Source organism: Pontibacter virosus (assembly GCF_003096355.1).
GTDB classification, from domain to species: domain Bacteria; phylum Bacteroidota; class Bacteroidia; order Cytophagales; family Hymenobacteraceae; genus Pontibacter; species Pontibacter virosus.
The window spans coordinates 137,798-160,183 of sequence record NZ_QEKI01000010.1 but is presented as its reverse complement, the minus strand read 5'-3'; the positions used below and the strand labels follow the sequence as shown (position 1 = coordinate 160,183).

General features: G+C 50.4%; 18 protein-coding genes. 8 read left to right on the top strand and 10 right to left on the bottom strand.

Annotated elements, in window-relative coordinates; genetic code table 11:
* Positions 1–23: 23 nt before the first annotated feature.
* The 6 genes from C8E01_RS14955 to C8E01_RS21710 form a co-directional block, all read right to left on the bottom strand.
* Positions 24–272, bottom strand: coding sequence for a hypothetical protein (locus C8E01_RS14955; protein WP_116544258.1), 249 nt, complete (start codon positions 270–272; stop codon positions 24–26).
* Positions 273–562: 290 nt separating this feature from the next.
* Complete coding sequence (locus tag C8E01_RS14950; RefSeq protein ID WP_116544257.1) at positions 563–1,429, bottom strand: EF-hand domain-containing protein; 867 nt, start codon at positions 1,427–1,429, stop codon at positions 563–565.
* A gap of 421 nt (positions 1,430–1,850) precedes the next feature.
* Positions 1,851–2,765, bottom strand: coding sequence for a pirin family protein (locus C8E01_RS14945; protein ID WP_116544256.1), 915 nt, complete (start codon positions 2,763–2,765; stop codon positions 1,851–1,853).
* Between the two features lie 79 nt (positions 2,766–2,844).
* Complete coding sequence (locus tag C8E01_RS14940) at positions 2,845–4,791, bottom strand: PAS domain-containing sensor histidine kinase (protein WP_116544255.1); 1,947 nt, start codon at positions 4,789–4,791, stop codon at positions 2,845–2,847.
* Between the two features lie 129 nt (positions 4,792–4,920).
* Entirely contained in the window at positions 4,921–5,475 is a 555-nt protein-coding gene (locus C8E01_RS14935; protein WP_116544254.1) for a serine acetyltransferase, read from the bottom strand.
* Between the two features lie 76 nt (positions 5,476–5,551).
* The gene (locus tag C8E01_RS21710; protein WP_165820662.1) at positions 5,552–5,728 is read right to left on the bottom strand and encodes a hypothetical protein; all 177 of its coding nucleotides are present in this window, start codon (positions 5,726–5,728) and stop codon (positions 5,552–5,554) included.
* Between the two features lie 163 nt (positions 5,729–5,891).
* Here C8E01_RS21710 and C8E01_RS14930 point away from each other — a divergent pair, with 163 nt between their 5' ends.
* From C8E01_RS14930 to C8E01_RS14910, 5 genes are all read left to right on the top strand, one after another.
* Positions 5,892–7,004 (top strand): SDR family oxidoreductase, encoded by a 1,113-nt coding sequence (locus C8E01_RS14930; protein WP_116544253.1) that lies wholly within the window; start codon positions 5,892–5,894, stop codon positions 7,002–7,004.
* Positions 7,005–7,490: 486 nt separating this feature from the next.
* Positions 7,491–7,964 (top strand): COG2426 family protein, encoded by a 474-nt coding sequence (locus tag C8E01_RS14925; RefSeq protein ID WP_116544252.1) that lies wholly within the window; start codon positions 7,491–7,493, stop codon positions 7,962–7,964.
* Positions 7,965–8,082: 118 nt separating this feature from the next.
* On the top strand, positions 8,083–9,207 hold the full coding sequence (locus C8E01_RS14920) for an MBL fold metallo-hydrolase (RefSeq protein WP_116544251.1): 1,125 nt from the start codon (positions 8,083–8,085) through the stop codon (positions 9,205–9,207).
* 83 nt (positions 9,208–9,290) lie between these two features.
* A complete protein-coding gene (locus tag C8E01_RS14915; protein ID WP_116544250.1) occupies positions 9,291–11,102 on the top strand; it encodes an AMP-dependent synthetase/ligase in 1,812 nt (603 codons plus the stop codon).
* 285 nt (positions 11,103–11,387) lie between these two features.
* Complete coding sequence (locus C8E01_RS14910) at positions 11,388–11,810, top strand: hypothetical protein (RefSeq protein WP_116544249.1); 423 nt, start codon at positions 11,388–11,390, stop codon at positions 11,808–11,810.
* Positions 11,811–11,841: 31 nt separating this feature from the next.
* Here the strand turns inward: C8E01_RS14910 and C8E01_RS14905 are convergent, their stop codons facing one another.
* Entirely contained in the window at positions 11,842–12,132 is a 291-nt protein-coding gene (locus C8E01_RS14905) for an isoamylase early set domain-containing protein (RefSeq protein ID WP_116544248.1), read from the bottom strand.
* 462 nt (positions 12,133–12,594) lie between these two features.
* Here C8E01_RS14905 and C8E01_RS14900 point away from each other — a divergent pair, with 462 nt between their 5' ends.
* From C8E01_RS14900 to C8E01_RS14890, 3 genes are all read left to right on the top strand, one after another.
* Positions 12,595–14,070 carry an alanine/glycine:cation symporter family protein gene (locus C8E01_RS14900; RefSeq protein WP_116544247.1) on the top strand — a complete coding sequence of 492 codons (1,476 nt, stop codon included), beginning with the start codon at positions 12,595–12,597 and terminating at the stop codon, positions 14,068–14,070.
* Between the two features lie 1,009 nt (positions 14,071–15,079).
* Positions 15,080–17,161 (top strand): sensor histidine kinase, encoded by a 2,082-nt coding sequence (locus C8E01_RS14895; protein WP_243409597.1) that lies wholly within the window; start codon positions 15,080–15,082, stop codon positions 17,159–17,161.
* A 48-nt stretch (positions 17,162–17,209) separates the two neighbouring features.
* On the top strand, positions 17,210–17,857 hold the full coding sequence (locus tag C8E01_RS14890) for a Pycsar system effector family protein (protein ID WP_116544246.1): 648 nt from the start codon (positions 17,210–17,212) through the stop codon (positions 17,855–17,857).
* 32 nt (positions 17,858–17,889) lie between these two features.
* On the opposite strand, the gene C8E01_RS14885 is transcribed toward C8E01_RS14890, so the two are convergent.
* The 3 genes from C8E01_RS14885 to C8E01_RS14875 all read right to left on the bottom strand — a co-directional run bounded on the left by C8E01_RS14885 (position 17,890) and on the right by C8E01_RS14875 (position 22,260).
* On the bottom strand, positions 17,890–18,936 hold the full coding sequence (locus tag C8E01_RS14885; RefSeq protein ID WP_116544245.1) for an adenylate/guanylate cyclase domain-containing response regulator: 1,047 nt from the start codon (positions 18,934–18,936) through the stop codon (positions 17,890–17,892).
* Between the two features lie 127 nt (positions 18,937–19,063).
* Positions 19,064–19,525 carry a Crp/Fnr family transcriptional regulator gene (locus C8E01_RS14880; RefSeq protein ID WP_116544244.1) on the bottom strand — a complete coding sequence of 154 codons (462 nt, stop codon included), beginning with the start codon at positions 19,523–19,525 and terminating at the stop codon, positions 19,064–19,066.
* Positions 19,526–19,530: 5 nt separating this feature from the next.
* On the bottom strand, positions 19,531–22,260 hold the full coding sequence (locus tag C8E01_RS14875) for an NTP/NDP exchange transporter (RefSeq protein ID WP_133242776.1): 2,730 nt from the start codon (positions 22,258–22,260) through the stop codon (positions 19,531–19,533).
* Positions 22,261–22,386 lie beyond the last annotated feature (126 nt).

Below are 22,386 nucleotides of genomic sequence, written 5' to 3'. Positions count from 1 at the left end.
GGCTGATTTTGTGACGGGTATCGTTAAAACAGGGTATCGAGCATAAAATGCAGCAGTTGCACTGACTCCCGCGACAAATCAATGTCTTCGAATAGGGTCTGACTCTCGCTCTTTTCCTGCAACGCGGCCAGTGGCTGCAACAAGGCATGCCCCATTCGCCCGTTTGCAACCAGCAAGCCAATCAGAAAGAGTAGTATCATCAGGCAGGCTTCTTTCAAGGCCTGTACCCAACCCGTATAGGTTTTGGGAATGTTCCGGATCGATAGTTCCATTGGTTCAGCTTCTCTTATCCCGTTTATACCTGCCCAATTGCTTGTCAGGCCTTTAATAGGTATAAGATTAAGAAACTGAAAACAGGGCTTCAACTAAATGTGATGAAACACCGGAAAGATGTGCTAAACAAAAAAAGCCACTCCAACTGTACAGGAGTGGTTTGATTCAGACAAGTAATTTGAACTTATACCTTTTACTATATTCTAATCTGAGGAAGACAAACGATAAGGACTGCGTTGACTGCCCTATTTAGGTATAGATTTTAGGTATAACTTAGTTGAAAAACATATCAAAGTGTCAGATAGGTATAAAACATATCGTCGTATTCTTCTCTACTCAGCCAGCTATTCCTGTTTCTGTCCCATCTGTCAAAAATGCCAATAATAAACTCATCCTCTCTTACCAGATTGTCATTGTTTAAGTCCCACTTTTTAAACAGCTCCAGTCTGACTAATCCTTTATGGAACTCATCATAATCTAACTCACCATTAGTATTCTCATCCCATCCAGCCCAGGCCTGCTTCTCAAACCTAAAGTCCTGCATAAACTTATCCCACTCATTTTCATTAATATAGCTACTCATATTGACCATCATATAGATGCCCATACTAAACTGTCTTTCATCAAACTCAACTCCGTTTGTAAAATCAAGCCCAAACCAACCCCAGTCGATATGATGGTAGAAGCTACCCTCTTCAAAAGCTTTGGCAAACTCTGATATGTTTATATCACGTGTCTGTACCCTAAGGGTGACAGAGTCTTTTGCGATATTATTTTGTCTGTCCTTCACCTCCAGTACCAGTGTGTACGTACCCGGCTCTGTGCCTTTTAGATAAAAATCTGATCCGTATTCCATAAATTTAACCGGATCGTATAGCAGAATTGGAGTCAGGACTTCACGTCGATTTCCATCAGCGTCGACTAAAAAACCACGTGCGCTCTGCAAGCCTACATTATCCCACAACCTGGCACTCACGTTAACCAGACTTATGACTACATACATGTTATTCACACCTGGAGATAAAAGCTGCACTTTCGGGCTTTCAGTATCAGGCAAGTTATTATTCAACTTGGGCGTTGGTGTATCATCGCTGTTGCCACAGGATACCAATGCGAATAGAATAAAGCAGAAAGTGAGTTTAAAGATAATATCCATAGTAGTGATATATAATAGGAACAGAATAACAGGAATGACAGTACAAAATCCGCCCAGTTAGATGGCTGTATTGATTTTATGCAGAGGGCAGAACGACAGGAGATCCAATTATTCTGTGAGTAAGAAGGGAACTGCGGTCAGGTCAGGTATCCGGTGAGGATATGAATGTTGAGATTCTCAAAATTGAGTAGCCGTACTAGTTAAAACAGACCTGTACTGATGGCAAACGGGTTAGCCTGTTGTAGACTGGTTGGCGTTTATCTTATGCAGTTGCACAAAGGTCTGCTGCACACTTGGTTATATACGTATTTGGCTAATTTACAGTGTATTATATACTAACTAGGCAAACCTAAATTTAAGCGAATGCGCTGATATAAACCTTGAATCAGGCTTGAGAAGAGGTAAATTCGGGAAATAATTTTTACGACAATGCCTGCGGAGCCGGGCCACCTGCGGGTTTGGAGCGGTCTGCCGGAAGTGGCACGAACTCCAGGTTGTCGGTTGGAGGCAGCAGAATGCGCCCTTCTTTCCAGTCGGCTTTCGCCTGCTCTATTCTGTCCTTGCGCGACGACACAAAATTCCACCAGATGTAGCGCTCACCAAGCGGCTCACCGCCCAGCAGCATCAGCGTAGCAGGTTCTTTTGCCAGAATAAGCGGATCCGCGCCTTTGCTAAACACCAGCATCTGCCCAACGGTATAGGTCTTGTGTGCGACCTCGATGCTGCCTTTCGCCACATAGATTCCGCGCTCTGCATGCTCTTTGGGCAAACCAAAGCGGGCACCCTTTTCCAGCACTACATGCAAATAAAACAGGGGTGAGTGGGTTTTCACGTCGTTCCGCAAGCCATAGGCATCCCCAGCGATCAGGCGCATCCATACACCGGTCTCTGTAAAAATGGGGAGTTGTGCGGGCTTGTAGTTCTCAAAAGCTGGGGCTGCCTCTTCGTCCTTCTCGGGAAGTGCTACCCAGGTCTGTATCATTTCCAGTTCGCCGCCGGCCAGGGTGGCGGGGTCTTCGAAGCGCTCGGAATGTGCAATACCGCTGCCGGCCGTCATCCAGTTTACCTCGCCCGGCCGGATGATTTGCTCCACGCCCAGGCTGTCGCGGTGGGTCACCTGCCCGCCAAACAGATAGCTGACGGTGGACAGGCCGATGTGTGGGTGCGGCAGTACGTCCATGTTGTGGGAAAGCGGTGGCTGCACGTCTACAGGACCGGCGTGGTCCATGAAGATAAAGGGGCCTACCATGCGGCGGAGCCGAAAGGGCAGAATGCGCCGCACATCCATTCCGGGAGCGAGCGAGGCTTTACGGGCTTCAATGACAATATCCAGCATATCAGAAAGATAAATATTTTTATACCTAAACGTTTATTCCCTGAAAAGAGGCAATGCTATACCTGATTCTCCCGCTGTGCTAGACTTTGTTCTGATGGAAGCGCACCATGAACCTGGAGCCAGCACCTTCCTCACTTTCAACTGCAATGCTGTCACCGGAGTTGTCGAGTATACGCTTCACCAGGTATAGCCCTATACCTGACCCTTCTACATGATCGTGCGCCCGCTTAAACAAAGTGAAGATTTTACCAGTCTGACCGGGCGAAAGCCCCAGGCCATTGTCCTGCACAGCGAGCTCGTATACCCCACCTTCGAGGATAGTCGTGCTGATTCTGACCACCGGTTTACGATTGGGGTCCGCGTACTTGATGGCATTGGATACCAGATTGAACAGAATGCTCCGAAGGTTTTTGCGGGAATAGCGCAGCGTGCTAAACGCCATACTGGTGCACTCCACCACCGCGCCGGTGTGTTCTATGTAAGGCTGCAAGCTGATCTTGATGTCCTCCAGCATGTCCTGAATCTGCACGTCCTCAGGGGACTCCTGCTCGTGCTTCAGTTTGGTGACATCCGATAAATCAGCGATCACGTTTTTGAGTTTCCCGAGAGCGCCCCCCATATAGCTTAAAAGTACTTCATGCTGGGGCAGGCTGTCTCCCAAGTCTTCCTTCAGCGCCTCCAGCAAACCTTCGAGGTTCGTGATCGGTGCCTTCAGGTCGTGGGAGGCGGCGTATACAAAATTGTCAAGCTCATTGTTGATCTTGATCAGCTCCCTGTTCTTGTGCATCAGCTCCTCGTTCCGCCTGCGCTCTGTCAGGTCGCGGGTCACTTTGGAATAGCCCAGCAGGCGTTTTTTGCTGTTGTAGATCGGCGTGATCACTACGTTGGCCCAAAAGGCGGTGCCGTCTTTGCGAATGCGCCAGCCTTCGTCTTCGAAGCGGCCCATCTCCTGCGCTTTTCTGAGTTCGTACTGCGGAAAACCTTTTGCGATGGACTCCCGGTTGTAGAACGTAGAGAAGTGGCGCCCGATGATATCTTTGGGCTTATAGCCTTTAATGCGCTCGGCGCCCTCGTTCCAGCTCATCACGATTCCCTCCGGATTCAACATCAGGATGGCGTAGTCCTTCACGCTGTCAATCATGAGGCGGCTTTTCTCTTCGCTTTCCCGCAGTTCCTCATTCATCAGAAAAAGCTGCTGCTCCATTTTCAGTTTATCCGTGAGGTCGCGCGTGATCTTCGAAAAGCCGATCAGCTCCTCCTTGGTGTTGTAAATGGCGGTGATCACCGTGTTGGCCCAGAAGGCGGACCCGTCTTTCCGATAGCGCCAGCCATTGTCCTCAAACCGGCCATGTTCTTTGGCCTGCCTGAGTTCATAATCCGGGAAGCCCTCTGCGATCAGCTCCTGGCTGTAGAACCTGGAAAAGTACTTTCCGATGATCTCGTGCGCCTCGTAGCCATTCATGCGGTGGGCACCGTTATTCCAGGTGGCCACGTTGCCTGCCGGGTCCAGCATAAAGATAGCGTAGTCGGTTACGCCTTCTATGAGCAGCCTGAAGCGCTCTTCGCTCTCCTTCAGCTCCTCAAAAGCACGGTACAGGTCATCTTCGGCCTTTTTGCGCTCTGACAGGTCGCGGGTTATTTTAGAGAAAGCGATCAGCTGCTGGTCTTTGTCATACACGGGCGCGATGACCACATTGGCCCAGAACACAGAGCCGTCCTTTTTTACGCGCCAGCCCTCCTCCTCGTACTTACCCTCAGCAATTGCTTTGGTCAGTTCTTGTGACGGGTGGTTATCAGCAAGATCCTGTTGGGTATAGAAGATCGAAAAATGCTTCCCGATGATCTCATCAGCCGCATAGCCTTTGATCTGTTCGGCACCGGTGTTCCAGGTGATAATGTACCCCTCGGTGTTGAGCAGGAAAATTGCATAATCTGTGATACTGTCAATCAGAATCCGGTACTGCTCTTCGCCGCTGGTATCTATACCTGCTGCGGCGGCAGTAACTGGTTTTAAGTTTATGTCCATTCAAAAAAGCTGCTTAGGTAAGGTGAGTAAGGAGAGTGTTCAGCCTTTGATGTATAAAAATTGAGGGTATCGGGCCAATATAGGCAAAAATATTAAGTAAAGTCAATTGATCGGACCGAAGCGGTTAGTCTATACCTCCTGCGGCTCCAGGCTATTACGCACTTCACTTGGCATCGTAGGTTGGTCAAGCCGCCTGATGACACGGGCCGGATTGCCAACTGCCACGCAGTTGTCGGGTATGTCTTTTACCACGACAGAACCCGCCCCGATGCGCACGTTGTTCCCGACGCGCACCTCCCCAATGATGCACACATTGGAACCCAACTCCACGTTGTTACCGATGATGGGGGAACCGGTGTAACTGCCGTCCTCACGGCGAATGTTACCCAAGGTGGTGGAATGGCGGAAGAAACAATTTTCTCCGATCACGGAACAGCCGTTAATGACCAGCGCCTGGCCGTGGCCCAGAAAGAAATTCTTACCCACCGTGGTCCAGTGTGGCAACTCGATCCCCATAAACCACTCTACCAGTATTTTGTAGAACATCAGGTAAGGCAGCCAGATAATGCGGAAAATAGTGTTAAGGCGGGCAGGGTAGGCGATTCGGAACATCAGCATGACAAGGCGACCTTTCAGGTTACCTTTATTGGCGTTCCAATCCTGAAAAATGTATGAGAGAAACATAGGCTAGTATATATGGATGTTTTCGCATACGCTGTGTTGCGGCCTGGCGTTGCAGGTTTATCCCTGTAGCTGCGCCTTAGTCCTTTTTCTGCTGCATAACGCCGTAAAGCACAGGACTAAAGAACCGCAGATTTTCCAAAATGCAGGCCATGTTGTAAAACTTCTCCGGGTCAATCTCAGGCTCCTCCGCCATGGTGGCCAGCAGCACATCCAGGGTATAGGTAAAGGTGGCGTCAAACTCTTCTTCGGTCATTTTAAGGGCTATCTTGTGGTACGCTATACCTGTAACAAACTCAGCGGCAATTCATTTCAAAAGGCAGCGATTTTTGTGCTAACCGGAGCGCGCGCCAACAAGCGCCGCCTGAGGCCGTACCTTATGAAGGTAGCATTTATTACTGATATAACAATTTACAACTATGACGATCAAACTTAAACCATTGAAAGACCAGGTAATCGTGATTACCGGGGCATCGAGCGGTATCGGACTGGCCACGGCCTTTGCAGCCGCCGAAAAAGGCGCACGCCTCGTGCTGGCTGCCCGCAACGAGCAGGCCCTGCGGGAAATAGCCCAGGAAATAAACGATAAGGGTGGACAGGCCATCGCCGTCGGCGCTGATGTGGGCCGACAGCAGGACGTACAGCGCATCGCTGACGCAGCCCTCTCCCATTTCGGCGGCTTCGACACCTGGGTGAACGATGCCGGCGTATCTATTTACGGCCGCCTGCTGGAGGTGAGCGACGAAGACAACCGCCGCCTCTTCGACACCAACTTCTGGGGTCTGGTGTACGGCTCTCAGATGGCGGCCATGCACCTGCGCAACCGGGGTGGTGCCATCATCAACCTGGGCAGTGTGCTCTCCGACACTGCCATACCCATGCAGGGAATGTACAGCGCCACCAAGCATGCCGTGAAGGGTTTTACAGACGCCCTGCGCATAGAACTGGAAGAAGAAGGGGCGCCTGTATCGGTCACCCTGATCAAGCCGGCCGCGATCAACACGCCCTACCCTGACCATGCTAAAAACTACACCAACCGCAAGCTGACACTTCCGCCTCCGGTATACGAGCCGGAAGAAGTTGCCAATGCCATTCTGTACGCCGCCACACACCAGAAACGCGACATCATGGTAGGCGGTGGAGGCAAGCTCATGAGCCTGACCAACAAACTGGCACCGGGGCTGATGGACCTTTCCAGCGAAAAACTAATGACTGACCAGCAGTTGCTGGACGAACCGGCGCAGCACCGGGAAGGCACCCTGCACCAGCCAGGAGAGGGTGGCCGCATACACGGTCGCATCAAAGACACGATGCCGACCAGCATGTACACCCGCGCTGTTACAAATCCGCTGGTGGCAGGTGCTGTTGTTGCTGCCGCAGGTGCCGCCGCCCTGGCGCTGATGGGCAAAAAGCGGACAAGCACCAATGGCGATCGGTACAAGCCAACGAATACCAAGCCGGAGATGGTGGAAGTCGTGGAGATCGTGGAGGAAGTACACGTAACCCCACTCCCTCCACAACGCCCCCTCTAAGGCACAATCCCCCGAACTTACACATACTGTGTAGAATTCCGAGCAAATGAATTAAAACAGGTGCAAAGGCTAGAACTTTTGCACCTGTTCTTGTTTTATAGGTAGGAGGTTAATTTTAACAAATTCATAAAATTAAAAAAGTACAATTCAAACAAATATTAAGGCTGAACCTACCCACTTGTCGGCTACCCGTGACCTGTACTATAATACTGTTTTAATGATCATAAAGCTAAATCTCACCCACTAACGGGCCACATCCACCCAATATCATAGTTATAATTAGCAAATCACTATATCAAAAAACTACTAAATCACGTTGAATTATATTGAAAGCCACACTGTTAGCAGTACGGTGAATGGACAGCCCGGCAAAGTGCCTGCTGAATTAATTTCAGTTGCAGTGTTCTGTAATGATGTATAACCACCGATTTTGCCGTTATATTTGCAGACTTTTGAGTAGTAGCTTAGCTTATTTTTAATACCTATATGTTTGAAACGCTTCTTTATACCTTTCTTTTGAGCATCTCCCCTTTCGGTGAAGCGCGGGCAGGCATACCATACGCCATTTTAAATAATGTGCACTTTATTCTGGCCTTTCTGGTCGGCACTGTGGCCAATACGCTAGTGTTCCCACTTTTCATGTGGATGATCGATACCTTCAGCCAGAAGTTCTGGCCGTTCAGAGCCTACAAAAGAGGGGTAGTGTTTTTATCGAAGCGCGCCAAGAAACTAGCCGGTGACAATGTGCAAAAACACGGTTTCTGGGGACTGATGGTGTTCGTAATGATCCCGCTGCCCGGAACAGGCGCTTACATGGGTACCATTGCCGCTAACATCTTTAAGATCGAGCGAAGAAAGGCTTTCCTGGCCATCAGCATTGGCGTTGTGATTTCTTCTGTCTTTATGGCGCTGGCAACGCACTTCGGTCACATGGGCGTTACGCAGCTTTCTTCTAATTAATACATTCTTGTGTCTATACGCACAAGCCCTGTTTGCAAGGCCTCTCTGGCCAAAAGCAAACAGGGCTTTTTGCTTTCGCCTGATCCTCACTGAAGAAAAGAATGCGTAATTTTGGTCTATGACGCTCAAAAAATTTACGTCCTACTTTTTACTTTCTCTTCTGTTGCTACTGGGTGTCGCCGGTTGCAGCTTCATGCACCTCTCGCCCCAGTTTGGCGGGGAGGCCAAAGGCGAACGGTTAAAACTTATACAGGCTTCACCCAACTACGAAGATGGCATCTTCCACAACCCGGTGCCTACTAACATGGAAATCAGCTTTGGTGGCTATGTCAAGATGATCAACTCCCGCCTTTTCGACAAAACAGAAAACCAGTCACCGGACTGGCCTATACCTGTTGAGAAAATAGATCCGACCCAGCTCGCTTCGGCGCAGGACACGGCCACAGTGCTCACCTGGTTCGGCCACTCCACCTTTCTGATCGAGCTGGACGGCATGCGCCTGCTCGTAGACCCCATGCTGGGCGACAGGGCCTCTCCGCTTAGCTTCCTGGGTCCGAAACGCTTTACCGACGAACTGCCCATCACCGTTGAAGACCTGCCTTTTATTGATGCGGTGCTCATCTCGCACGACCACTACGACCACCTCGATTATGGGTCCATCAAAAAGCTGGCTGCAAAGACCGGTCACTTTTACGTGTCCCTCGGCGTGGGCGCGCACCTGGAGCGCTGGGACATTCCGGCCGAAAAGATCACGGAGCTGGACTGGTGGGACGAGGCGGAGCTGGCAGGTATAAAGTTTGTCGCCACACCAGCCCGGCACTTCTCCGGTCGCGGCATCTCCGACCGCATGAAGACCCTCTGGACTTCCTGGGTGATACAGGGCAAAACCGAGAAGATCTTTTTCAGCGGCGACACGGGCTATTTCGACGGCTTCAAGGAAATAGGCAACCGCTATGGCCCCTTCGACATTACCCTGCTGGAATGCGGGCAGTACAACGAACTCTGGCAGAGCATCCACATGATGCCGGAGGAAACCGTGCAGGCGCACCTCGACCTGAAAGGAAAATTGATGATGCCGATCCACTGGGGCGCCTTTGCCCTGGCCCTGCACTCCTGGACCGACCCGATCGAGCGTGTCACCAAAAAAGCAAAGGAAATGAACGTACCCATGACTACACCCCGCATCGGCGAACCTGTCATCCTGAAGCGGCAGTTTCCACAGTCCAATTGGTGGGAGCAGTAGCAGGTATAGCCCTTTCGGCAACACGGGAGGCCCCGACACAGTAAGGGTGTATAGGTATAGATTTAAGGCAATAATTCGTGAACATGAACGAAGAAACAGCACAGGCGGCGAAGCCCAAACGCCTGTTTGATTGCATCGACTGGCAGCTGAAGAACTTTCCGCTGGAAGACATGCTGGCCGCCAAGGAAGACGGTACGTGGATCAGGTATAGCACCCGCGATGTGCAGGACAAGGTGAACCGCATCAGCGCCTCCCTGCTCGGCCTCGGTATCACAAAAGGCAATGGCTCCGCCGAGGGCCGGGACAAGATAGCGATCATCAGTCCCAACTGCCCCGAGTGGATGCTGGTGGACATGGCCATTCAGCAGATCGGCGCTATCTCGGTGCCCATCTACCCAACGATCAGCAACAGCGAACTGGAGTTTGTGCTGCAGGACGCCGCTGTGAAACTGGCCTTTGTGGGCAACGAAGTACTCTACCGTAAAATACTGGGTATGCAGGATGCGCTTCCAGCCCTGGAGACCGTCTATACCTTCAAACAGGTCGAGGATGCCCCTCACTGGAAGGAACTGTTGGCGGAGCCTTCTCCTTATACCCTGCAACAGATCGAGCTGCTGCGCGATGCCGTGGGCGAGCACGAACTGGCCACCATCCTCTATACCTCCGGCACCACCGGCACGCCCAAAGGCGTGATGCTCTCGCACTATAACATGCTGAGCAATACCTTCGACAGTGCGCTCATCATACAGGAAGTGGGAGTCTTTCGCAAAAAGGCCATTAGTTTTCTGCCGCTTAACCATGCCTTCGAGCGCATGGCCACTTATTGCTACTTCTACTGCGGCGTTTCTATTTACTATGCCGAAGGGATGGAAACCATTGCCGCCAACCTGCGTGAGGTGAAGCCTACTATCTTTACGACTGTGCCGCGCCTGCTCGAGAAAGTGTACGAAGGCATTGTGGCCAAGGGCTCCGAGCTGACAGGCAACAAAAAGAAAATCTTTTTCTGGGCGCTGGAACTGGCTGAGCGCTTTGAGATCAACAAACCCATGCCGCTGGCTTACCGGCTGCAACTTGCCCTGGCAGACCGGCTGGTGTTCAGCAAGTGGCGCCAGGCGCTGGGTGGCGAAGTAAAGTCGATCATAACGGGGGCGGCCGCTTGCCAGGTACGGCTGCTGCGCATTTTCACGGCAGCCGGCATCGTCATACAGGAAGGCTACGGCCTGACCGAGGCCTCCCCGATCATCAGTGGCAACCGCTACTCCGAAGAGAACCGCATGTTCGGCACCGTGGGTCCACTGCTCAAAAGCGTGGAGGTGAAGATCGCTGAAGACGGCGAGATCCTTTGCAAAGGCCCGAACGTGATGATGGGCTATTACCGCCGACCGGACCTGACCGCAGAGGTGATCGATGCAGACGGCTGGCTGCATACCGGCGACATCGGCACCCTGATCGACGGCAAATTCCTGAAGATAACCGACCGCAAGAAGGAGCTCTTCAAAACCAGTGGTGGCAAGTACGTAGCCCCACAGCCGATCGAAAACAAGATGGTGGAAAGCAGCTGGATCGAACAGATCATGGTGGTGGGCGAAACGCAGAAGTTCGTGGGTGCCCTTATTGTGCCCGCCTTCAACAAGCTGCGCGAGTGGTACGACACACAAGGCAAATCCTACCCGGGTAACCTGGCTGTGCTGGAAGACCAGGAGGTCTGGACGCTGATCAAACAGGCGGTGAACCAGTACAACAAGGAGTTCAACCCGGTAGAACAGGTGAAGAAATTCGCGCTTTTACCGGGCGAGTGGTCCATCGAAAACGGGGAACTCACCCCTACCCTCAAACTCAAGCGCCGCGTCATCCTCGAAAGGTATAAGGACCTGGTAAGCTCGCTGTATGTCTAGCCCCGCTTCGAGCTACATAAAAGAAGGCCCGCTTTGTCTCCAGGCAAAAGAATTTTAGCAGAGGATAATGGGCCTCATGAACATAAGGGACTTAAATGAATCCAGTCTCTTTTACCAGAAAGAAAGCCCGATCTATCGTCTGCTGACGGCAATTTCGCTGACGTCCCGTGTATTGTGTGCAGGTTCACCCGGCACTGGCGCCAGGGCTGTTGTACCCACCCATGTATAGGTAGTATCGGGGCGCTGCTGGAAAACCATCTGCATTTTTGACTAGTATGTATAGGTATGAATGATGCTGAAGAAACGCTGGAAGAAACCGGCACCGTGTTGCCTGATCCTAAAACCCTCGTACCGACTACGCTGAACAAAGCGAACGTTTTGTTTATCGGCCCTGTGGAGGATGGCTATTTTAAGCCGGCGCCTGATCACAAGGAGAGCCCGCCCCGCTGGGAGCCGGGTCAGTACAGCCTAGCAGCAGGCAAGTGGCCCTCGCCCAACCTCACCGCCGACCTGCTGGACCTGACGCCCTACAACGGACAGGCCATCCTGGTCATCGCTTCTGACTGGAACCAGGAAGTGATCAGCGAAGCGCGCATATTCGGCGTGCTGGACAAAGTTGCCTGCGATGTGTTACAGAAGTTTGCCTACGGGCACATGCAGGACAAAGAGGAGGAAATAGCCTCTTACATCTCAGGTATAAGCAATTAAGAATTTAACTGCAGTGGCAGGAGATTACGGACTATAGTACCAGTAAGGTGTTGGTGCCACCGTACTCGTTTGGAGCCTCTCCATCGGCATCCGGATCGTTGCGCCATTCAGTGCCGTTTACCAGGTACTTGAACTCGTGCTGGGTATGGCGCGGGAGCGTCTGCACACACTCAAACACCCCGTCCTTTTTCTTTTTCATCTGCACCGGGGTTTCCCAATCGCCATGCAGCCCCCGTATCTCCACCCGTTCTGCATCCGTCAGGCTCATCGTAAATTTCACTTTGCACTGGTCTTTGGTTTTCATGTAGGTCTTCTGAATCATCTCTTTGTGTTTTAATTTCTGTCGCTTGTAGGTAGGTATTTTTTAAGAAGCACTAGCAGTATCCTTTACTCTTATACCAGTATTTTTGTTAGTTTTTCCAAGCACTAATACGACAAAAGCAAGAGCGGATGTTTTACCATCACTTCTGATTTTCTAATCCTCGCAGGCGTAATTTTAACCTGATTGAAAGTTTTAGCATCCGGTATAGCGGAGGCTTTGAGGGTAACAATCCGCTTTGCTTTTATGGGTTTAATCAGGTGAGGGGTGCTCAGTGTAAGGAATTCATTCCACACTCACATTCAGCTATTTCTGTTCAAACCCTCCTACGCCACAGAGAATAACGCGGGATAAATCCATGATTTATTAAATTTTCTGTTTAATTTAAACTGCTCAAAACCTCTGGTTCTGTAAAAACAGGTTATTAAACTTTACTTTTCAAGATTTTCCCCCTCTCCTCTGCCCATGGAAAACATTATCAGTTCGGTGAACGACATCGTCTGGAGCAACGCACTTATCGCACTTTGCCTTGGGGCAGGTGTATACTTCTCCTTCGCTACCAAATTTCTACAAGTACGTTATCTCCGCGAAATGCTGCGCCTGCTCTTCAAGGGGCAGTCCTCCCACCAGGGCATCAGTTCCTTTCAGGCTTTTACAGTAGCCATTGCCGGACGCGTAGGCACCGGTAACATCGCCGGTGTAGCCACCGCCATTGCGATGGGCGGACCAGGTGCCGTCTTCTGGATGTGGGTGATCGCCTTCCTGGGCAGTTCTTCTGCCTTTATAGAGGCAACGCTGGGCCAGATATACAAGCAGGTAAAAGATGGCCAGTACCGAGGCGGCCCGGCCTACTACATCGAAAAAGGACTTGGCGTGAAATGGTATGCTGTGCTGTTTGCTGTCGCTACCATTATCAGTATGGCCCTGTTTCTGCCGGGGGTGCAGAGCAACAGCATCGCATCCGGGGTAAGCAATGCCTTTCAGATACCGGTGGCTTATACGGGCGGTGCCGTTACCCTGCTGCTTGCTCTTATCATTATTGGTGGTGTCAAGCGCATCGGCAACGTGGCGCAGATTGTCGTACCGTTTATGGCGGGTGCTTATATCCTGATGGCAATGGTGATCATTTTGATGAACATTACGGAGGTTCCGGCCATATTCGGCCTCATCTTCAGTTCCGCCTTTAACCTGGAGCCTGCTTTTGCCGGGGTGTTTGGCATGGCCATCGCGTGGGGCGTAAAGCGCGGCATCTACTCGAACGAAGCAGGCCAGGGCACGGCACCACATGCCGCCGCCGCTGCCGAAGTGAGCCATCCTGCCAAGCAAGGCCTGGTGCAGGCCTTCTCTGTCTACGTCGATACACTTTTCGTTTGTTCTGCCACAGCCTTTATGATCCTGTTTACGGGGCAGTACAATGTGGCAAACCCGGAAGGGGGCTTTCTGGTGGAGAACCTGCCGGGTGTGCCCTACGGGCCGGAGTATACGCAGCTGGCTGTTAGCACGCACTTCCCTGCCCTGGGTAGCGGCTTTGTTGCTATTTCGCTGTTCTTCTTCGCCTTTACTACCATCATGGCGTACTACTACATTGCCGAAACTAACCTAAGCTACCTAAATACTAAAAACAGGAAATGGATGCTTTGGGCGCTGCGCTTCCTGATCCTCGCCGCCACTTTCTACGGCTCCGTCAAGACGGCAGAATCGGCCTGGACGCTGGGCGATATCGGTGTGGGCATCATGGCATGGCTGAACGTCATTGCTATTTTCCTGCTACGCAAGCCTGCCTTACGTACCCTGCAAGATTACCTGGCGCAGCGCAAAGCCGGCCTCGACCCAACCTTTGATCCTGAAAAACTAGGTATAAAGAATGCCGGAGACTGGAACAAAGCGATAGGTGCTGACCAGAAGGAGGAGTTAGATCAAAGAGAACTGGAAACAGTTTAGTTACACATATAGGAGTTATAAAAACAAAAGAGACGCAGCAATAGCGTCTCTTTTGTTTTTATAGGGTAAGTTGTTTTAAGGGCTTTCGGATTCAGGATAGTATCATTCCTGATTACACCCCTGAGAATTTCGTTTCTAGCCCACTAAGACAGGAGCGTTTAATTCCAGGGAAATAGGCTCAAACCCACTGTTATCCTGGAAGGCTCTTGGTAGAAACAGAGGGCCCTACCCCCGGAGGTTAAGCAGTTGCTATAACACACCCCTGCACCCCTCTCTTTATAGAGGACCCTGCCCCCAGAGGGGTATTCCCCCTAACCCTCTATGTCGGGAACTATCCCCTTGAGGACAAGTGAGGACGAGAGTTCGAAACTTGCGAACGAAGCTCTCTAGGGGTTTAAATACAGAGCTGAAAAGCCAGTGTATGATCAACTCTCAGTTTCCTCGCAGATGTAAACACCCCTCTACGCTCCCCTCAAGGGGAGAATTTTCTAGAACTTAAGGACCCTACCTTGGGGCTAGTGGTTCTCCCTACCAAGATTTTTTCAGGATGACAAAAAAGAGAATACCTCTCTGCCGACCTTCTGGACCTTACCTTCCTAACCATCTAATCTTTCTGAAACTTTGGTTTACTTTTATCCTCCTATTATGACGCCTAATTTTGAACTTTATAAATATCCAATTAACTCTTGTCAAGATAAATCGTTAAACAGTGTTGGACCCGACCCTAAGATTGGAAGCAAATAACAAACATACCCCACCGGTTCATCCTGTTTGTACTTGCCTGCTCTAAATTACTCTGGCAAGTGAAGGTCTTATCAGTTGTTCGATAGAGAAATGGCAGTAGTAACAATGCACAGCCTATACAAAATTCAGCCTCAGATTTTCGATTAAAGCAAAACTTAAACGATAAGTAGCGATGAAAATCCTCTTCTGTTTTCTGCTGATTACTTATTGTATACCATACACATGCTTTTCTCAAGCCACAGATCACACGATTCATGTAAAGGTATTGCCTCACAAGGAAGATCTTCTGCTAAATAAAGGCTGGAAGTTTCAGGTCGGCGATAATCCGGAGTGGGCCAATCCTGCCTTCAATGACCAGCATTGGCAAACCATTGACCCCACCCTTGATATTGTAAACTCATTGCCTCAACTCCCGAAGTCAGGTATAGCCTGGTTTCGTCTGCACCTGTCTCTGGATCCGGCTGTACGGGAACAGCAACTGGCCCTGCTGATTCAGCAATCGGGAGCCTCAGAAGTCTACCTGAACGGTCACCTGATTCATCGCTTTGGCACTGTGAGCGCAAATCCGGATGAGGTAGAAGCGTACGACCCGATGTGGCAACCCGTTTTGGCCCCATTTACAGACGAAGCCCGCCAGGTTTTAGCCATTCGCTACGCACTGGAGCCCAACTTGTCCTATACCACGATGTTCGAATCCACTAATCCTGCGCTCAGAATTGGCATTAATAACCTGAACACAGCTATTGAAAAACATGAGCGCTACTTTGGCCGCCTTTTAATTTTCTGGACATTTATGGTTGGGGCAAGTACACTGCTCATCTTTCTACATACCGCCTTCTATGTATTCTATCCACAGCAAAAGGCAAACCTCTCATTTGCCTTGTTTTCCTTTTTCTTTTTAGCCCAGAATATAATCAGAATCTGGACTTTTATAAACGGACATGACATTGCTTCCCGATTTTCGCTCTACAATACCTGCTTCTCCTTGCTGCTGGTAGCCGACCTCTTTTTGCTCATAGCCATTTATCAGTTATCCAACCAAAAGCGAGACATCCTCTTCTATGTCCTGCTGGTTATGGTAGGGGTAAGCATATTCTTTATTATTCCGCAATATGGTTGGGGCTGGATTGCAGGAGGAGCCTTAATGGAGGTACTGATCAAGCTAAACATACTCCGTGTTGCGCTCCGGTCTGCTAAAAGAGGTAAAAGAGTCGCCCGGATTATTGCCTGGGGAGCCGTGGTATGCCTGGTGTTTTTTGTGTTCTTCCTGTCCTTAGGGGTGTTCACGCATGAGTTCCTGATCGGAGTTACTCCTTTCAGGTCTGTACTCTATGTCATATCTGTTTTAAGTATACCCATTGCCACCTCCATTTATCTTGGGCTTGATTTTGCCTTCATTAACAGCACCCTCAACCGGAAACTGTTGGAAGTGGAGGAACTATCGGAGAAGACGGTGGCCCAGGAAAAAGAAAAACAACAGATCCTGGCCTCTCAAAACGAAACCCTGGAGCGGCAGGTAGAGGAAAGAACCGCTGCCCTGAAAGAGTCGCTGGAGGAACTGAGTACTACGCAGAACCAACTCATCCAGAAAGAGAAGATGGCCTCGCTGGGTGAGCTTACGGCCGGCATTGCACATGAAATTCAGAACCCGCTGAACTTCGTCAACAACTTTTCGGGCGTTTCAGAAGAGTTGTGCGCTGAATTGAAAGAGGAGTTAAAAGCTGGCAATACCACAGAGGCGCTTCCCCTGCTGGACGACTTACAGCAGAACCTTCACAAAATACACCACCATGGCCATCGCGCTGAATCCGTTGTAAAAGGTATGCTGCAGCACTCCCGCTCCGCCACCGGCGAAAAACAGCTGACCGACATCAACGCCCTGGCCGATGAATTCCTGCGCCTTTCCTACCACGGACTCCGGGCCAAAGACAAGAGTTTCAATGCCAGCCTGGTGACAGATTTTGACGCACAGCTGGAAAAGATCGAGGTGGTTCCGCAGGAACTGGGCCGGGTGCTCCTTAACTTGTTCAACAACGCCTTTTATGCAACGCAACAGAAGAAAATCCGCTTAAAAGGTCAGTTCAAACCAGAAGTAAAGCTTAGTACACGACAGCAGGACGGGAAAGTCGAAATAAAGGTAAGGGATAACGGAAGCGGCATACCGGCAGGTATCCGAAGCAAAATATTCCAGCCCTTCTTCACGACTAAACCGGCCGGGCAAGGCACAGGCTTAGGCCTGTCCCTAAGCTATGATATCATCACCAAAGGCCATGGAGGCGATTTGCTGGTAGACACAAAGGAAGATGACTTTACAGAATTCACTATTTGCTTGCCTGTTAAGCACTAAACGGCTGTCACAGCTCTTGTGCAGGTATGGCTTAAAATTTTGTAGCATATGATAGAGACTGACCAGGAGCTTTTGAAGAGAAGAATGGAGGAGCTGACGCATGAAAACGAGTCGCTCAAAGCGCTTTTAGCTGCAGGAAACAGCAAGCCTAAAAAAGGCCTTCCTGAAAAAAAGGATAAGAAATTCATCAAAGGAGTCGAGACGATGTTCAGGACCACCTTAGCAGGTCACCTGCAGCTAAGCGCCATCGCTGACAACAAGGCCCACCTGATGATTTCAATCAATGCCATTATCGCTTCAATCATGATCTCGTCTTTTGTCAGAAACTTCACGGACATACCGCATCTGCTGATCCCTTCTATCCTGCTGACAATCGTATGCCTGGTCACCACTATTTTTGCCGTGCTCTCTACACGGCCTAACATTACTTCATCAGCGCCACAGACAGGCAAAACAGACTTACTTTTCTTCGGAGACTATACCTACTTATCACCAGAGACATACCGTGAAAGTATGCGGGAAACCATGCAAGATCCTGAAAAATTGTACAACAGCATGATTGACAATATCTACTTGCAGGGGAAGGTACTATCTAAAAAATACCGCCTGCTGAAGCTGTCTTATACCGTTTTTGTGGTTGGCCTGGGACTTGTACTACTTAGCTATGCGCTTGCCTGGATCTTTTTCAAACCCTGAAGCAAACCTTGTATCATACCTGAACCAGTACCTTATTCAATCACTTCATACGTCATCACCGGGTTGGCCTTGTTCTTCAGCCGGACCTCCCCTATCGGTTTACAGGAGAACGACTCTTTTATCTTCTCATAAGCCTTATCGGTAATAACGATCTGCCCGGGCTGGGCCACAGATTGCAGTCGTTGGGCCACGTTAACGGCATCACCGATGACGGTATAGTCCAGCCTGCGAAGCGAGGCAGAGCCAATGTTACCCGAAATCATCTCGCCTGTATTGATGCCGATGGATATTTCGGGTTTAAATACAACATCCCCGGATAGTTTTGCCTCAAATGAACTGAGCTTGCTGCGAACAGCCAGGGCGGCTTCCACGCATCTGTCCAGGTGGTAATTCCCCTGAAAAACCGCAATCACGGCATCTCCCAGAAACTTGTCTACATGGCCGTCCTGTTCTATGATCTCGGCTACCATCAGGTCGAAGAGGCGGTTGAGCAGGTTCACCACCTCGTTGGCAGAGACATGCTCTGCAAAGGCTGTAAACCCGCAGATATCGATGAACATGGCGGTGGCTTCTACCGTCTCGTTTTTGAGCAGGCTGTGCTCAAACTCTGCATGGGTCATAAAGCTCAGCACCGACTCATCCACGTACATTTTCAGGATGTTGTTTTCCTTGATGGCCTGCAGTGTGTTGCGCATTTGCCTGACGTGGTCTATCGTTTTGTTCACGGTCAATTCCAGGTCCTCAAAGTCTACGGGCTTGCAGACAAAGTCATAGGCTCCCCGGTTCATGGCGGTGCGTATGTTTTCCATGTCCCCGTAAGCCGACACGATAACGGCCTTAATGATCGGGTTGGCTTCCGGTAGTTTGGTGAGCAAGGTGAGCCCGTCCATCTCGGGCATGTTGATGTCGGTCAGGACAATGTCCAGGTCAGGATTCTCCGCTAATTTCAGCAGCGCCTCTTTTCCATTCTGGGCAAAAACGAACTCGTAGGTGCTGTCCCGTATTTCTTTCCTGAACTTCTGCTTGATCAGAAGCTCCATGTCCGTCTCATCATCCACCACCAGTATTTTTGCCATCAGATTCAGCTTTTAAGTTTGTCCTTGCAGCTTAGGCGTCACCCATATACCTTACCTCATTCTTTGTACGTTCCTGTCACATCATGGCCTCCGGTTTGCTCAAAAACTTCCCTGCTTTGCCAAATTAAACTTAGCGTAGCGTTGGCTGGCTCTCGGAAGCGGGTATCTGAAATCCGACGCTTTTGTCGTCCATGATGCGCAGTCGCCGGCAAATCGTGTTCAGAATTCCCCTCAAAACTTCTGTGCTGTTCATCATGATCTCATAAAACGGTTCCTGGTCCAGTTTGAGCAGGATGGCCTCGTCGACAGTAGTGGCGCTGGCCGATCGTTTCTCAGCGTCCAGAACAGAAAGCTCGCCAACGATATCGTACTCCTCCAACAGGGCCAGCTCCGTATGGCCGTCGTGTATACGCACCCTTCCCTTGAAAATAAAGTACATGCATTTCCCGATATCCCCCTTTGAGAATATCCGGAAATCGGGTTCCAGGTAAATTTCTTCCAGTATTCCTGCCAGTTCCACCAGTTCCTGCTCCGGTATGTTCCGGAATATTTCGGAAGACTTCAACATCAGCACCTTCTCTATCAGCAGCATATCTTTCAGGCCTGGGGTAAGATGGACAAAACATAGCTTCTGGTTTCGCGGAAAAGGTAGTCCTCGTTTCCGTTTCGTTTGTCCAGAATCTGAATCGGAAAGCCCCCCTTCTGCAGCCGCGGAATCAGGTAGCAGGCGACGGAGCGGGTCCATGAATTGCAGCGGGCCACGTTATCAAGCAGTATCTCCTGTATGATGTCGCTTGTCGTGAGCTGCCCGGCCTTTTCCCTGTATACCTGGGGGTGGTCTGCTTCCTGCGCAAATTCAATAAGGGTATCGAGGCTGGAAAAGTACTTTTGAGGTATAAGCAATTCCAGCATTTCTACCGCATTTGAAAACATATGATCATAGCCCAGTTTATAGAGCTCAATCACTCTTTCTATACGCTTTCGGTGGTAAACGAGCGAAAGGCCTTTGAGTATACTTTGCAGATCCTGGTTAATTTCTGAGCAAAGCGCCTGCTGCAGGAGCCGGGCAGACGGATCAGGTATAAGCTGCAGGTAATAGCTTCTTTTCAGCAGGTTCTGGTCTATTTTTCTGGCAAACCAGGCTTCCAGTAGCTGTTTGGTTTGGCTGCCAGGTATAGCTTTTTTCTCCCAGAGTGCTTCCACAATCAGATCTGTTTTGTCGGGGTAGCGCTTCAGTGCCGCTTCCAGAAATAAAGTAGCATACTTCTCCTGTGTTTTCCCGGCTGCTTTGATTAACACGTTTACCAAGGATTCCGAAAGGTCACCTGGCTGAACAAATTCCTCTCGGTAAGCATCATCCCCAAAAAAAGTAAGCGCCTTTTGTAAGGTGCGGTAGGCTTTTCGCTTCTCAGCCACTTCAACAGCCGCCTTGAAAAGCGCAAAGTACTTCAGCTTGCCAGCCACCAAAATGGCTCTGTTGTATACTTCCGGTGACTCGTCCTGCAGCAACAACTCTACCAGGTGCTCATACCCCCTTTTCTGTACTTCTGATATGATGTCCAGCGCCAGGAGTTTCTCCTCAACTGAGCCCACAGCCATATCCTCCAACTCCCGTTCAATGGCAGGATTGACTTCTCCGAACCGGCTCAGAAAGCCCACCATCGCCTCTTTGCGGCACTCCGGTCCCAGGTGCTGCATATCATGCAAAGTACCATTGCTGTTCTCGAGATAACACAGTGCTTTGATGAGTATAGGCCTCAGTGCAGGATTGGTCAGGGGACCCAGTTGCTCCCGAAGCAAGGGCAGGGCTCCAGACATTCTGTTAGCCATTATCCTGGAGATCACATATTCCTTTACTTCCAAAAAATCACTTTTCAGCTGCCTGAGGAGCAATTGATAAATGCCGGGATAGCCCGAGCGCTCCAGCAGATTCAGGGAGTGGATCACCTCCAACGGTTTCAGGCTTTTGGTTTTCTGAACCAGCAGTTTTCTGACCAGCGCATCATTCAGAAACAGCTCTGTTCCTGTAAAATAACCCTTCTGCAGCGCTTTGGTCAATGCCCGCAAGTAGGCCTTTCGGATCAGGTACGTACTGCCAGCCCAGAAGATGAGCAGGACAACGAGTATTTCAGCCACAGTGGTGATGGTAAGTGTACCATACCGTTGCAGGTATAGGCTCAGGCCTGCGCCTACCACCAGCAAGCCAACCGGAAGCATGTACCACTTCACTGCATGGCCTTTCAGGCGGCTGTGGGGAGCCAAGGGCTGGAAAAGTATAAAGGCGACCGGGTCCTGCAGGGTGGAACGCAACACCTCTGTCAGAAGTACCATCGTTCCAAAAACATACAGGTAGCTTGGCAAGCCTTCCCCTGTCGTCAGGATAAACGCATTGACCAGAAACAGCAAGGCGGGCGCTACCAGCAGGGCATTGGCCAGCCCCAATCTGGCAATGACCTTACTGCTGAAAACCAGTTTGAACAGGATAGCCAGCAGGCGGCCGGCAGCAAAAAAGACAGAGATGAAGGTGGCCAGCTGCGTACTGCTGGTCATTTCCAGTTTTATCTCAGCCAGGAAGGTGTAGTCGATGATAAAAAAGATGGCATAACCGATCAGCGCCCAGATACCGATACTCAGGATGAGTGTATTGTGAAAGTACTGCCTGACAAAGGATTTGCTGCCCTTGTGGTGCACGACGGCTGCCTGATCGGGAGCGGCCTCTTCTATCCCTGCCCCTGCCCTTCGCCTATAGGTATGGAACAGGAAATAAGCGGCCATGAAACAGCCCACCGAAACCCAAAGCAGGTTGACAACACCAATAAACGGAACCAGGGCCGTAACGGAGAGGTAGCCCAGCATTTTGGCCGGCAGATCGCCCGCGCCGATGACAGCCGCCAGCCGCTTGCCTTCCCGCACGTTAAACATCAAGGCCACCATCCCCCAGAAGGATTCACTGACCAGCATGTAGATGACCAGGCTCCAGATGACCAGCACAAGAACAAGCCAGCTAAAAGAGAGCAATGCCATGACCAGCCAACAGGCCAGCACAGAAAGCATCGAAAATAAGATGACACGTTGCAGCAGCCTCCCCGGGGTATGGCGTGCTTCCAGGCGGGTATAGGTATAGTTGATCAGTAACAGACAGGCCCCGGCCAGCACATACACCACGGGCAGCATTTGGATGGCATAGCCCGTCAGGAAGAGCGCCAGGCTGGCTGTAGACAAAAAAGCCACAGCCGCTCCCAGCAAGAACTGGATCAGGAACAGGGACCGCACCAGCTTCACCTCCCCATACCTGATATTAAGATGCTGTGCTACCTGTCTGTACATAGCCCTACCCATTGTGATACACCAGAGCCAAAATGCTTTTCAGGTTTATCGGCTCAGCTATATCTATTAAGATTTCTGTAAGATATGTTCATTTTTTACGAAATAAAGCAAGAAAGGTGGGGATTG

Coding starts and splice junctions, on each gene's coding strand:
- C8E01_RS14955 (WP_116544258.1), bottom strand. CDS start 272: ATGGAACTATCGATCCGGAACATTCCCAAAACCTATACGGGTTGGGTA.
- C8E01_RS14950 (WP_116544257.1), bottom strand. CDS start 1,429: ATGGATATTATCTTTAAACTCACTTTCTGCTTTATTCTATTCGCATTG.
- C8E01_RS14945 (WP_116544256.1), bottom strand. CDS start 2,765: ATGCTGGATATTGTCATTGAAGCCCGTAAAGCCTCGCTCGCTCCCGGA.
- C8E01_RS14940 (WP_116544255.1), bottom strand. CDS start 4,791: ATGGACATAAACTTAAAACCAGTTACTGCCGCCGCAGCAGGTATAGAT.
- C8E01_RS14935 (WP_116544254.1), bottom strand. CDS start 5,475: ATGTTTCTCTCATACATTTTTCAGGATTGGAACGCCAATAAAGGTAAC.
- C8E01_RS21710 (WP_165820662.1), bottom strand. CDS start 5,728: ATGACCGAAGAAGAGTTTGACGCCACCTTTACCTATACCCTGGATGTG.
- C8E01_RS14930 (WP_116544253.1), top strand. CDS start 5,892: ATGACGATCAAACTTAAACCATTGAAAGACCAGGTAATCGTGATTACC.
- C8E01_RS14925 (WP_116544252.1), top strand. CDS start 7,491: ATGTTTGAAACGCTTCTTTATACCTTTCTTTTGAGCATCTCCCCTTTC.
- C8E01_RS14920 (WP_116544251.1), top strand. CDS start 8,083: ATGACGCTCAAAAAATTTACGTCCTACTTTTTACTTTCTCTTCTGTTG.
- C8E01_RS14915 (WP_116544250.1), top strand. CDS start 9,291: ATGAACGAAGAAACAGCACAGGCGGCGAAGCCCAAACGCCTGTTTGAT.
- C8E01_RS14910 (WP_116544249.1), top strand. CDS start 11,388: ATGAATGATGCTGAAGAAACGCTGGAAGAAACCGGCACCGTGTTGCCT.
- C8E01_RS14905 (WP_116544248.1), bottom strand. CDS start 12,132: ATGATTCAGAAGACCTACATGAAAACCAAAGACCAGTGCAAAGTGAAA.
- C8E01_RS14900 (WP_116544247.1), top strand. CDS start 12,595: ATGGAAAACATTATCAGTTCGGTGAACGACATCGTCTGGAGCAACGCA.
- C8E01_RS14890 (WP_116544246.1), top strand. CDS start 17,210: ATGATAGAGACTGACCAGGAGCTTTTGAAGAGAAGAATGGAGGAGCTG.
- C8E01_RS14880 (WP_116544244.1), bottom strand. CDS start 19,525: ATGCTGCTGATAGAGAAGGTGCTGATGTTGAAGTCTTCCGAAATATTC.
- C8E01_RS14875 (WP_133242776.1), bottom strand. CDS start 22,260: ATGTACAGACAGGTAGCACAGCATCTTAATATCAGGTATGGGGAGGTG.